The sequence below is a fragment of the Bacillus sp. B4EP4a genome, from assembly GCF_006680105.1.
GTDB classification, from domain to species: domain Bacteria; phylum Bacillota; class Bacilli; order Bacillales; family DSM-1321; genus Peribacillus; species Peribacillus simplex_E.
The window spans coordinates 169,363-183,124 of the sequence record NZ_VHIK01000016.1 but is presented as its reverse complement, the minus strand read 5'-3'; the positions used below and the strand labels follow the sequence as shown (position 1 = coordinate 183,124).

The following is a 13,762-nucleotide window of genomic DNA, read 5'->3' as shown; positions in this document are numbered from 1 at the left end:
AGAGATGTTTTCAAGAATATCAAAAGTAAAGTCTATATCTTCCAAGACACTCATTTTTAGCTCCACCATGCAGATTGGAGACTGTTCTTATATTGACGGAAAATCATTTGCCTTGGCAATCCAGAAGAAAAGCGAAACTTTCCAGTCAGTCGATATTCATTTCGAAGATTATGAAATTTCCAAGAGACCATTTTATATTCCGAGATTGAATGAACCAGTCATATCAAGTTTTTCAAATCCGAATCCCTTCATACGGGTCGGCAATATCAATATAATCGGGATATCAACCTCATCTGTAGTTGGTGTGGGGAACGTAGGCCATGCACGTATGGAATCAAGAGTGAAACACATTCGGGAGATTCCTAAAAAAACCGAAGAGACACCAATTGAGGGTTCAACCAACACCACTTAAATTTTAAAAGGAGGAATTCATATGCCAGCTATTGTCGGTCCAATCCAAATATTCAATATCGCGGAAGGAAACCTGTTATTCGGGGATGCAGCCGTCATTTCGCCGAAATCTTCCAGCAAAACTGTCACCGGATCTGGTTCAGCTAACACAGCTGCAATCGTTTTTACAGCCAATGGCCTGAATGGTAGTAATGTCCTTGATGTCAATGGGGTCGACCAGCCCATTACAGGGAATAATTAGTCTAAGAAAAAGCCTCCCCTTTCCAGGGAGGCTTTTAAATTCGGCCTATTTTTCTAACATGTTAAATACTTGCTCGACATCTTTGTCTCCCCTGCCTGATAAATTGACGATCAGTATATCCTCTCTTGTCAACTCTTTCGCCAGCTCCAAGGCGTGAGCTAGAGCATGTGAGCTTTCGAGAGCTGGAATGATTCCCTCTGTTTTGGATAATACCTGAAAAGCCTCAAGAGCTTCTTCCCCTTTAACCGTTACATACTCCGCCCGTCCGCTATCTTTCAAAAAACTGTGCTCGGGTCCTACGCTTGGGTAATCCAATCCGGCTGCTATGGAAAATGTCGGTTTTGGTTCCCCTTGTTCGTCCACTAACGTCAAACTTTTGAATCCGTGCAATACTGCCGGGACACCTTGCGAAATACTTGGTGCTTCACTTGGCTCTACACCAATTAAACGGACATTTTCTTCATCGATATAATGAGCAAAAGCACCAATTGCATTACTTCCCCCTCCTGCACAAGCAATGATGGCAGTTGGCAGCTTTCCTTCCTTTTCAAGGATCTGGCGCTTTGATTCTTCACTTATGATTGATTGAAAATGCTTAACGATCGTTGGATATGGGTGTGGTCCCACTGCTGAACCAAGCAAGTAAAAAGTATTTTCATAGTTTTGCACCAAATCATTCAATGCCTCATCAACGGCATCCTTCAATCGACCCTGTCCCTTTTCAACCGCTACGACCTTTGCCCCCAACAATTCCATCCGAAAGACATTCAATGCCTGCCTCTCCGTATCCAGCTTACCCATATAGATCACACACTCCATGCCAAACATCGCACATGCTGTCGCAGTCGCCACACCATGCTGCCCCGCGCCCGTTTCTGCTATGATGCGTTTAGCACCCATCCGTTTAGCGAGCAGGATTTGTCCGATCGCATTATTAATTTTGTGAGCACCTGTATGATTCAGATCCTCACGCTTCAAGTATATTTTTGCCCCGCCAACCTTTTTCGTTAAATTCTTCGCAAGTGTTAACGGATTTTCGCGCCCGACATATTCTTTCAAATAATATTGAAACTCCTCAATGAATTCCGGGTCATCCTTGTATTTCAGGAATTCCGTTTCCAAAATATCCATAACTTCCTGAAGTTCACCTGGTACGAAGCTTCCACCAAACTCACCAAAGTACCCCTTACTCTTGATCTCACTCGTCATACTCTTCTCTACTCCTTTAAAAAGGTATTTTTCTCCACTAGTATATAGTAAGCATTTATACCTTTTCAAACTATTCTGTTTATTTAACCAAAAAGAAGGTCCCACATCAATGGGACACTCCTTCTCTCTTATACTTCCAATAAATGCGAGCCATCAAAGAAAAACAAGTAACGGCCGGTTACCTTCTTATTCATTATCCCTTCAACAGCCCTCGTATAAAGCTGAAGCTGCATCCGGTATCTATCAGCAAGAATCTCTTTAGCCCCTTCATACCCGCTAGCAAAACGGCCGGTGATGGTATCCGTTTTATAATCGAGGAGCACAAGACCTTGTTCATCCTCAAAGATACAATCAATCACACCTTGAATAAGGATCTCTTCATCTCCAGCTGCCCAATCGCTATAAGCTTCCTTTGCAGGCAACGACATCGTAAATGGCACTTCACGGCGAATGCTCCCGGCCCTCTGCATTCTTTGCCCGATTTCACTGTCAAAGAAATCGACGATCGCCTCAGGGTCCACAGCTTCTTTCTGTTCCTCCGTCAACAACTCACGTTGAATCAAGTCAACGATCAGTTCCTGAATCGATTGAATGGTAATCTCTTTAGATAGATCGATATGCTGCATGACTAAATGTGTAATCGTACCCCTTTCAGCGGGGGTCAGTGACTTTTCTTGCATGAAAGTCGGCCGCTTCGTGATAGGCCGCTTAAATTTACGCAACAACTCTGTGGAGCTTTGCTCGTCCTTGAGTTCATATTGACGTTTTAGTTCAGAAACGGATTGCTTGGAACGATACACCGTCGCATCATGCTCTGGGTACTCCCATTCCAGCTGTTCCTTGATATCATCATAAAACTCGGAAACGATACCGACCTTCTCCGATTTCTGGACATGATCAAGCATTTGCTCTTGAACCAGTGCCTCTTCCTCATCCAGAACAGCAAGCTCTTCACTTGGAATGACGGAAATGGACCAATTCGATGGATGTGACTCCATTTCCAAGCCAAGACCTGCAGCACCAAAAGAATCCCGATGTCGGACAAGGGATGGACCAATCCAATCAAGATAACTTTTTGCACCTGCCCGTACATAGTCCTTTAATAGCCACTCTCCATGTGCCGCATTACTTTCCCAGTTCTGCTGCGTTTTTTCAGCATCATTGATACTGGCAATCAAATAAAGCTTCTCCTTAGCCCTTGTAAGCGCCACGTAGAGGACACGCATCTCCTCGGCAATTAATTCAAGCTGCTTTTTTTTCTTGAAAGCCAATTGAGGGAGGGATGGATAAGTTATACGTAATTCGGAATTCACATACTTTGCCGCAAAGCCATAATCCTTGTCCAGTAAATAGGGCTTGCGTAAATCCATCATATTGAATTGCTTGGAAAGGCCGGCAATGAACACGATCGGGAACTCAAGCCCCTTTGAGGAGTGAATCGTCATCAGCCGGACTACATCTTCCTGTTCCCCTAAAGCCCGAGCTGCCCCTAAATCATCCCCACGTTCTTGCATCCTTTCTATAAAACGCAAGAAACGGAACAGACCGCGGAAAGAACTTGCTTCATATTGCCTTGCCCTGTCATAGAGCGCTCTTAAATTGGCCTGACGCTGTTTGCCACCCGGCATCCCACCTGCAAAATCATAAAACTGCGTTTCGCGGTATAGTAGCCAGATCAAATCTGATAATGCTTCCTGCCTGGCAAGCTTCCTCCACTTCACTAGTTTTTTATAAAACGCAGAGGCTTTTTCATAAAGCCCCGGATGTTCTTCCGGGTCACTCTTTCTGTAAAAATCAGCTAGCGCTTCGTAATAGCTTCCTGTATGGAATAAACGCACCTGTGACATCTCTTCTTCATCCAGCCCGACGATAGGTGAACGGAGAACGGATGCCAATGGGATATCCTGTTGCGGGTTATCTATCACCTTCAATAAGGAAATCATGATGGCCACTTCGGTCGCTTCAAAATACCCTGTCGATAAATTGGCATATACTGGAATTCCCTGCTTTTTAAATTCCTCCATGATTTGCGGTGCCCATGGCATCGATCGAAGAAGAATGACCATGTCTCGATAAGTGGCAGATCGGTACTTTTTGGTTTTCGTATCATATATCCGATGCTTTTCGCTTATAGCCTTTTTAATGAGCTTGGCCATCTGCCTTGCTTCGAGCTGTGCTTTTTCAAGCTCCTCGGCTTCAAACCCGCCGTCCGATCCTTCCGTTTCCGAATGAGCTTCCGGATCGGCTGTTCCATCAATTAAATGGAGTTCGATCGGATTTGGATCGTCTTCGGGATATGGGGCACCTTTTTTCAATTGGGCATCTTCATCATAATCAATCTCACCGACTGTAATGCCCATCAACTGTTGAAACAAGAAATTGGTCCCATCGAGAACTTCCTTACGGCTCCGGAAATTGCGGTTTAAATCAATTTTCAGTCCGGAATCAACACCATCATGAGTAAAACGTGTGTATTTTCCAAGGAAGAGATTCGGTTCCGCAAGCCTGAAACGGTAAATGGACTGCTTGACATCGCCAACCATGAAAAGATTCCCATTATATTCGCCGTCAGCCGTCACCAGTTTTAAGATGGATTCCTGAACCAGGTTCGTATCCTGATACTCATCTACGAGTACCTCTTTGAACTGGCTCCTATATTCTACGGCTGCCGCTGAAGGTTTTCGTTCACCATCCACAGTTTCCCCTGTCAAAATTTGAAGACAATAATGTTCCAAATCGGCGAAATCCACCAAGTTCTTTTCTGCTTTTGCAGCGAAGAATCGATCGTCAAACTGTTTAACAAGCATTACAAGTGTATCGACATAGCCCTTGAGCTCCCTTATATCACGCAGATAGCTTTCCGGTTTACGGGAAAATAACTCTTCCTGTAACGATTTGATGATCCTCTTCGCCTTATCACGATACTTGGTAGCCTCATCCGTAACTTCTTTGATAAAATCTCCACCAGTAAGGCGTTTTGCCGTTCCAAATTTCACATTTTGGATTTCTTCATAAAGAGCGTTCCAGGATTGATCCTTCACTTCCGAAAGTTTAGCAACCAGGGCAAGATCAGCTATATAGTTCTCAGCCCTTGGTGCCGGCCCCCCAGGGATTTTTGTCAACGCAAATGAGCGTTCCAATAAGTCCCTGGCAGTGTCCAATTGTAAACCAATATCAAACTTCAATGAATCGATAAACGAAAGAACATCAATCCCATCATCATCTGCCAACTCATACATGCTAGCAGCACCATCGAGCCATCGGGCCGGATCAGGATTCGATTGCGAAAAATCATGAAGCGATCGAACGATATTCTGAAGCGCATCATCGTTTCGATCGCTTGTGAAAGCATCAACCAAATTAAAGAACTCTTCATTATCACTTTGGCCATACTGCTCCTCGAAAAGCTCTTCCATCACTTCATCACGGAGCAGCTGGATCTCCGTAGAATCTGCAATCCGGAAGCCCGGGTCAATATCCGTCAGATAATAATACTTCCTGATCACCTCTAAACAAAAGGAATGAAGTGTGGAAATCGAAGCACGATTAATCAAGCTCAACTGCTTACGCAAATGCTGTGAATGCGGATTATCATTGATCGCTTTTTCTAATGCCTCACTTACCCGATGGCGCATCTCGGCAGCCGAGGCATTGGTGAATGTAACGACGAGCAGTTCATCTACATCGATTGGATCTTCTTCGGAAATGACTTTTTGAATGATCCGATTGACCAGCACCGCTGTTTTCCCTGAACCTGCAGCGGCCGCAACCAGAATGTCCTGATCTTTAGCCCATATCGCCTTCCATTGATCTTCCGTCCAAGTCACGTCTCCTGGCAGAGCAGGAATTTTCGTTTTACTCATCGTTCTCTCCCTCCCCCCTTAATAGCTCAAGAACGTCATTTTGTTTCTTCTGTGCCAAATTCCTGAATTGGTTTTCCTCCAGTGACTGGTCGAATTGGCATACAGATTTAAAGGAACAGAAGGTACACGGCGTTTTTTCCTTTAATTTATATGGCGTTATATCCACATCACCATCGACCATTCGATCACCAGCCTCCTGATAAATACGGCGCACATGATGATTCAGAAGCGAGAACTCTTCCCTGCTGGCAACTTTGGAAGCCGCAAGGAGCGATCCGTCCTTTTTAAATCCAGCTGGAATGATATCCGACTTACCCGAATTTTCAATATCAAGCGAGGTATCCATCATCTGAATGACATTTGAATGATCTAGTACAAGTCCATTCATTTTAAAACTTTTATAAATTTCTTCTTCAATTTTATCCAAACTGAGCATTCCCTTTGATTTGACAACAGGATTATGCACATGAAAATACAAAACGCCGGCTGGAATCGCTTCTTTTCCTATAAGCGACTTGGAATGGGTGACGACGATATCTAAGTATGTCAACATTTGCAGCGCGAGTCCATAATACACTTCACTCATGTTCAGTTCCTTTTCACTCGACTTATAATCGAGCACACGCAAATAGACACCCTCATCTTCTTCCGCTTTATCCACGCGATCGATCCGCCCGATCAGTTCCATCTTCGTACCGTTTTTCAATGTGAAAGAAAGTGGAGGAAGCTCGCCATTTTTTCCGAATCCAAGTTCTAATCCGACTGGGGCAAAACCGCTCACCTTTGCATGTTCACTTAATACGATCGAGGCCCGTCCAATCACGTGTTCCAGTTTCCGGCGTAAATAGTGATGGCGGTTCGTACTTAACAAAATCTGATTTTGGAGTTTAGGAGCAAGTCTCTCCACAGCAATTCTGGCCAGTTCCAAGCATTGTTCCGGGGTCAATGCAGACCATGGAATATCATGTTCCTTTAAATAATCGGAAATCATTTTCAACGCTCCATGGAACATCTCGCCTATATCCGGGGCATCCAAACGGAAAATTTGCCGTTCCCGCAATTTCAAGCCATGAGCGGCATAATGGGAAAACGGGCAGCTATTGAACATTTCCATCCGGGATACACTTGTAAGAATGCTCTCACCGTATAATTGCTTACTTGTTTCCTCAGATAATTTCTTTGTTCTATTTTGATAAAAAAGACTCGATAAAACCTTAGTTGCTGAAGGACCGGCCATTTCATCATCCATAATGGCATTATATACATCCCACCATAGTGAATGGATTGGATAGTTCCTTTTTTTCAGCTGCAATTGGGCAGCCAGGTACGATAGGGCAACATCATGATTTGCAGCATATTTCACCTGTTCCTCAGCAGGCAGATCGGACGGATCGTTCATATAATACACATCGGACACGTTCGGCAATACGTCCCTTACCCGTTTCAAATAAGATGAGGGTAAAAGTGCCTTTCCTTCCTCATCGGCAAGCGGATATGATAAATAAAGGGCCTCAGCAGGCGTAGTAAAGGCTTTGTACGCTGTAAACTCCTCATCCAGCAGGCGCACTTTTGAACTTGGGGCAACATCAAGTCCACCAGCCAGCAGCGCCTCACGATCACTATCTGAAAATATCCCGTCAGATACAGCTTTTCCTGGCAAAACCCCTTCGTTTAGGCCGATGACAAAAGCTGTCTTCACATCATCCAGACGGGATAAATCTAGATTAGCGACCAATACTTGGTCAATTGCCGGCGGTACCAAAGAAAATTCAAGCGACTCCAGACCAGCTTCAATGATAACTGCAAACTGTTTCATGGAAAGCTCTTCCCCGCTCAGCAGTTCAACGAATTGATCCAATAGGTCGACAACTGCATTCCATGTTTGCTCATGCTCTCTTGCCGATACCAAATCACCTGCTTCTTCTGCCTCTTGTTTCAGCTTTTCCAATTTTTCCGATACATGCAATTCTTCAAGATATAGATAAAGGGCTTCACACAATTCCCTGCCATTAACAGCCTTTTTAACACGTTTTGAGAGCTTCAAGATGGGCTCGGTAAATAATTGCTTCAGCTCATTCAACTCTTGCTCAAGCTGCATTTCCTTATCCGTTTGATTCCGGTCCTCGAGTTCCAGTCCGCGGAAGCGCCGGTAGTTCCAACGATCTTTGGACGTCCACCTGCTTCCTTTAATGCCACGGGCCAGCACATAGTTTTCCAGCTTATCTACCTGTTCGCGCATTCTATCGTGGTTATTTTGCAGCGGAAATAGAAGCTCCGTCTTGATGGCACGAAATACCGGCTCATAGCGCCAATAGCCATTGATGATCTCCAAAGTGGAACGAATCAGCTCAATCAGAGGATGATTCAGCATCGTCCGTTTGGAATCGACGAACAAGGGAATTTGATAATCCCGAAAAACAGTTTGTAAAATATCTGCGTACGCTTCTCCATTCCGGACTAAAATCGCAATATCACTGAAACGGTGCTGCTTCTGTCTGACCAGCGACAAGATGTCCCGGGCAACTCCTTCGATTTCGGCTCTGCGGTTAACTGCCTGGGCGATCGTTACATCAGGCGACTGCTCAAAAGTTTGTGCAGGTCGAATGGCAAAATAAGTTTCCAGATGATTCAGTCCTGGGCTTTTTCCAAACCTTTCCGTTCCTTTTAAGATTCGATCTTCTGAAATCGGTATGCCATTCCTCAATCCAGCCTGATAAAGGTGATGATATAGATTTCCCGTTTGCCTGAACAACTGTAAATCATCCGGAGCATATTGTCTGTAGGGCTGATCTAACGTCAGCGAGATCGTTACACTCCTGCACAGCTTGATCATTTCTTCCACAATCAATAATTCCTGTGGAGTCAAACTATAAAAACCATCAATATATATATCCGCATCCCTTATATAGGAAGAACCTGCCATTTTCTCGATCAGCAAAGTGAAGTAGTCTTCTGAATCTAAATATTTGTTAACCATTTCATCCTCAAAAGCCTGATAGACCAATTCAAGATCATGCAGTTTATCCTGAATGCCACTGCCAGCCTGCGAGGTTTCGGCCAAATAGTTTTGAATGTCATCAGGTTGGATGCAATACTGCTTGAACTCAGCCAGCATTAGCTCCATCTGTGCAATGAACCCCTGCTTATCAGCAGAACGACGAAACATCTTTAACTCTTCCTTTTTATCATCCATGATCTTCCGTATCAACATATTAACGCCTACGCTGTCCAAATGCAGCCGGCTCATCCCCCCGGTCTCCTGAAGAACGCGCCAAGCAAGCCTGCTAAAACTAAAAACCTGTGTCCGGATCATTCCGGCAAGGCCTGGTGTTTTAATTAATTTATATTCAGATAGAAACGTCATCTGATCAGGAACGAGGTAGATAATTGGATTTCCTTCGGGATCTTCTGCCAATTTGGAGCGAATTTCGTCCAATATATTCGAAGTTTTCCCTGCACCCGATCTTCCCAGTAAAAAACGGAGTGACATCTCTTTTTCCCCCTTACAACATAATATCTAGATCCATCATACCAGAAATACTTTAGTCACCATGACTAGGTTTCTGTTTCCAATTAGATTTACTTTCTATTATTTTACCGTTTCCCTTTAAAAAACACCAATCGTACGTTCGCGTTTTTCCCCAAAAGAAAAAGCCCACATAATTTTGGGCTTCCACGATCATTCACCTGTAAATTTATAATTGAATTCTTTGACCGGCCAATATCGAACATCCACTTTACCGACAACATTTTCAACCGATATGTAACCAAAGTGACGGCTATCAGCACTTTCAAGACGATTATCACCCATGACAAAAAGCTTGCCCTTCGGAACTTTGGTCACATCCGTCAACTCTTTTAATGTAAAATCACCTGTAAAGTCCTGTCCCGGGAAACCTTCCTTGAATTTCTCAAGATAAGGCTCATCCACTTTCTCACCATTTACGTAAAGCCAATCATCTTTATAACGAATTTGGTCACCTGCAATCCCTATAACTCGCTTAACATAATCTTCTTGTGAATTCGCATGAAAAACAATAATGTCAAAACGGTTGATATCATGAATCTGGTAATTGATTTTATTCACGACAAGTTTATTTCCATCTTCTAAGGTGGGCTGCATCGACTTCCCTTCAACATCATAGCTTGAAAAGAAAAATGTACGGATTAAGATGTAAATAACAAAAGCTATCATCGCTGGTTTTATCCAATCGGATAAAGAATTCTTATTTGTTTTTTCCATCTAGTTCAACCCCTACTGCATTTATATTCTAATTTATTGTCCTTCTTCCCTCTTCATGCTTTTATTTAACCGGACTTCAAGTCTTTTCCCCACATACCATAGGATAAAGATGACGATCCCGATAATGATCGTACGCACAGGTTTATGAATTAAGGATACTAAATCGTAACCTACGAAGCTGATCGTAAAGATCATCACCGCTTTCCCTCCCACTACTGCAAGTCCATATTGCAAGGGACTGACTTTTGAAAGTCCTGCCACGATATTAACGATGGCCGAAGGTGTAAAAGGGAAGCAGAGCAATATGAACAAAGGACCGAATCCATGGCTTTCCACCCAAACCATCAACCTCTGCACCTGTTTATGCTTTTGCAAAAACCGGAAAAACCTCGTTTGACCATATCTTCTAATAATCCAAAAGATCAAAAAAGAACCCGCTACCGCACCAATCCAAGAAAATAAAAATCCCCACCATAGGCCAAAAGCCGTTGCATTAGCAAGCACGAACACCACTAAAGGCAAAAAGGGCAAAAAAGCTTCCAGCATCGGCAGTAAGATCCCGGGAATTGGACCGAATGAGCGATATTGCTGAATAAGTGCAGATATATGATCAAGTGTAAACCACTCACGTATAGTATCCAAATCCATAATTATCTCCCTCGACATGCTGCTATCCAAGCAGCATAAACTTATTAAAAACTGTTTATTTTAGATATATCACTTTCCCCTGAAATTGCAAGAATTATTATCCATATACCTTCATACTTTCCCTAACTCCGGAAAACATAATCTTGTTAACGAATATTTCTAGATTTATCAAAACCGCTTGCATATACACTGAAAATACATTAGGATAAAAAAACAGAACAAACGTTCTTTTTTTACATAGTATACATACTAATATTAAAAACCGTGCTACTTTAGAAAGGAGCGGTCAAGATGACCCGCATTCCAGAAGATGACCGAAATATGATTGAAAAAGCCATCTACCTCCCTATGGTTATAACAGTCTTAAACCGGGATCTCAAGGTCATCGAAATTAGTCCGTTTAAATTAAAAAGGCCCTATTCGGAGCTAGTCGAACATATTTTAAAAGTGGTTCAAGACGAACTTGCCGAGGTAAGGCGATATTTGCGCAAGGAGAATATTAAGGTTAGTGAAATCAAACGCGATGAATCCTTCACGATGTATTGTTTTTTATATAAAGGATACGAGGAACATCATAATTATTTCAATCCCCGCCTTCGCAACAAAACCGAAGACTTGTTATGTTATTACTTTTTCGAAAAAAGACACCGTTCAAGGAATTAGCGGGTTACAGCATCACCACTATATGTTTGTGAACTATGGGTGTTTGGAGCCTTTCGGGAAGGGTACAGATGACCTTCGTTGTAAGTATGTATGCCATTAACAACGCATCCCACCTTTCCTGCTTCATAAAGTTACGGGAGGTCAATTTTTGATAATCAAGATCGATAGGACTTACTTACCTCCATTCACCTGTATGAATGTTCCATAATCATATAATAATTGGCTTGTTCAAACATGGATTTTCAATTTTCGATCAAGGCATAACCTATGTAATCAAGTGAACCATTTTAGTTTTAAGATTCTTTAAATCAAAGTTATTTACATATTCCTTGGCAAAGGTTGGAGTGACCCCCGTTATGATCGTTTCCACCCTCATCAAACCAAAGCACTCATCATATTGATGAGAAAGTTAGGAAAACAGCTTTCTTGAAAGAGGCGCTTCGACAAATCAATGGTAAAGTAACTAATGTCATTACCCGCCGAAGAATGTAACACATCACTCATGATTTGCACTGAACGATTCAAGGACACAGTCCTTAACGTATAATAGGCCGGGCTCGTATAATAACCATTATCCAACACTATCATTTTAGAGTCCGTATAATGTTTTTGCAAAAGATTGTTAATTGCATATCCATACTTACTATCATCTACTTGTAACCATCAATTGATATGTAAAGTATTAATTTACCTGCCAAAAAAATAAGAACCTTCGCGAAAACGCTTGTGAAATACTGAACAAAATTATTGATACATCATGGGGTGTCTATTATATTATGCATTATGAAGTGAACCATTAACAAATTCATACCCCATTGCTTGATTGTAAAAAATTTCCTCAATCCCTTGTTTCTTATAAAAACCATGCAATGTTTTATTTGCATGGTTTTTATAAGAAATAATTAATTCGAAAGTGCAAGACATTTCCGATATGGTATCAATCCCAGTTCTCAATTGCCTCTTGAAAGCTATCTTGTATATATTCATTACAAGTTTTATATCTATTCAATTCTGCTTATATCATCCGGTCGAACTCCATAATATTCATCTATTATTCTTAAGCAGTAAACAAACTCATCAACATTCTCTATAACGCTCTGTACTTTCAACTTCAAATACGTAGCCTGCTCCTTCAATACCAAGCATGTCAACTCCATACTTATAACATTCTTCTAATAAAATTCTGAGAGAAATAGATTTTCTATTGTCTTTTCACCTGTAAATTAATAGCTTTGTTAATTAAATATAAATACCTAGGTCTATTTTACCTAACCACGATTCAGACGCCCATCTTCCTTTTTTTATCACAAGGCAAATTATGTCCAAATCCCCATTTTCCCTGTTACACATGGTAAATTATTATTGGAGGAAAAAAAATGAAGAAAATAAATATTCTACTGGTCGCTGTTCTTGTTTTGTCTTTATTCACAGGACTTAAAACAACCGAGGCAGCCTCAAATGTGAAGGTACATTTCATCAACGTAGGACAAGGAGATTCAATCCTTATTCAAACAGGTAACGAAAACGTTTTAATCGATGGCGGCGGTAAAGGAAAGGGCGACGAAGTTGTAGCCTACCTAAAAAAACAAAAGGTAAAAACACTTAATGCATTAGTATCCACTCACCCAGATGCGGATCATGTGGGCGGTCTGGCTTATGTGATTAAATCGCTTAATGTGAAATCTGTGTATGCCCCTAAAATTTCTCATACTACCCAAGCATACAAAGACTTTTTAACGGCTGTTAAGCAGAAGAAGCTTACAATAAAAAAGGCGCAGACTGGCGTGGAAATCAACACTAAAGCTAAGGATAATTCCCTTAAATTCATTGCACCTGTTAAAGAATATGCTAAGTCTGACTTAAATAATTGGAGTGCAGTCCTTTTACTTAAACACGGCAAAAAAACATTCTTGTTTACAGGTGATGCTGAAGTAAAAGCAGAGTCAGATATGCTGGCTAAAAAACTGGTACCAAGTGTGGATGTACTTAAAGTCGGCCATCATGGTGCAAAAACATCAACAAGTTCAGCTTTCATTAACAAAGCAAAACCGAAATACGCTGTAATCAGTGTAGGGAAAAATGGATATGGGCACCCTACTTCTACTGTTGTAAAACGGTTGAATTCAGTGAAAGCCAAAACTTATCGCACAGATAAATCAGGTAACATTATTTTTACTTCTACAGGTCAGAAAATTACTGTAAAGACGGTGAAATAAATGGTACAAGGAATTATCGATCGCTTCGAGGGAAAGATCGCTGTCGTTGAAATCGAAGGTGGCGACATGAAGGATTTTCCTAAAAGCGCTCTTCCCAAGGGAGCAAAAGTAGGAGATATGCTGATTATTGGTAATACGATCACCATTTCCAAAGAAGGCACTAAGCAGTTAAGAAAAGAGATTGACGATTTAATGGATGAATTATTTGAGGATTAATTCCGGGGCCCTTCTTTAATAAGAAGGGCTTGCTTTAATTTTGAATGAATCC

General features: G+C 41.8%; 10 protein-coding genes. 5 read left to right on the top strand and 5 right to left on the bottom strand.

The features are described 5' to 3' along the window. The first annotated feature begins 4 nt into the window (after positions 1–4). Both FNK51_RS09255 and FNK51_RS09250 read left to right on the top strand, forming a co-directional pair. Positions 5–412 (top strand): spore germination protein GerPE, encoded by a 408-nt coding sequence (locus FNK51_RS09255; RefSeq protein WP_098371335.1) that lies wholly within the window; start codon positions 5–7, stop codon positions 410–412. A gap of 21 nt (positions 413–433) precedes the next feature. Then, positions 434–652 carry a spore germination protein gene (locus FNK51_RS09250; protein ID WP_141993122.1) on the top strand — a complete coding sequence of 73 codons (219 nt, stop codon included), beginning with the start codon at positions 434–436 and terminating at the stop codon, positions 650–652. A gap of 45 nt (positions 653–697) precedes the next feature. On the opposite strand, the gene trpB is transcribed toward FNK51_RS09250, so the two are convergent. The 5 genes from trpB to FNK51_RS09225 form a co-directional block, all read right to left on the bottom strand. Further along, on the bottom strand, positions 698–1,861 hold the full coding sequence (gene trpB, locus FNK51_RS09245; RefSeq protein ID WP_098371337.1) for a tryptophan synthase subunit beta: 1,164 nt from the start codon (positions 1,859–1,861) through the stop codon (positions 698–700). A gap of 128 nt (positions 1,862–1,989) precedes the next feature. Further along, positions 1,990–5,724 carry a helicase-exonuclease AddAB subunit AddA gene (gene addA, locus FNK51_RS09240; protein ID WP_141993121.1) on the bottom strand — a complete coding sequence of 1,245 codons (3,735 nt, stop codon included), beginning with the start codon at positions 5,722–5,724 and terminating at the stop codon, positions 1,990–1,992. Then, positions 5,717–9,214, bottom strand: coding sequence for a helicase-exonuclease AddAB subunit AddB (gene addB / locus FNK51_RS09235; protein WP_141993120.1), 3,498 nt, complete (start codon positions 9,212–9,214; stop codon positions 5,717–5,719). The genes addA and addB overlap by 8 nt, the downstream gene beginning before the upstream one ends. Before the next feature lie 189 nt (positions 9,215–9,403). Further along, entirely contained in the window at positions 9,404–9,967 is a 564-nt protein-coding gene (gene lepB / locus FNK51_RS09230; protein WP_141993119.1) for a signal peptidase I, read from the bottom strand. A 33-nt stretch (positions 9,968–10,000) separates the two neighbouring features. Then, entirely contained in the window at positions 10,001–10,615 is a 615-nt protein-coding gene (locus FNK51_RS09225) for a TVP38/TMEM64 family protein (RefSeq protein ID WP_098371341.1), read from the bottom strand. A 291-nt stretch (positions 10,616–10,906) separates the two neighbouring features. On the opposite strand from FNK51_RS09225, the gene FNK51_RS09220 reads away from it, so the two are divergent. From FNK51_RS09220 to FNK51_RS09210, 3 genes are all read left to right on the top strand, one after another. Continuing rightward, the gene (locus FNK51_RS09220) at positions 10,907–11,278 is read left to right on the top strand and encodes a YhjD family protein (protein WP_098371342.1); all 372 of its coding nucleotides are present in this window, start codon (positions 10,907–10,909) and stop codon (positions 11,276–11,278) included. Positions 11,279–12,654: 1,376 nt separating this feature from the next. Further along, positions 12,655–13,494, top strand: coding sequence for a ComEC/Rec2 family competence protein (locus FNK51_RS09215; RefSeq protein WP_098371343.1), 840 nt, complete (start codon positions 12,655–12,657; stop codon positions 13,492–13,494). Then, a complete protein-coding gene (locus tag FNK51_RS09210; RefSeq protein WP_141993118.1) occupies positions 13,495–13,710 on the top strand; it encodes a DUF3006 domain-containing protein in 216 nt (71 codons plus the stop codon). Positions 13,711–13,762: the final 52 nt, after the last annotated feature.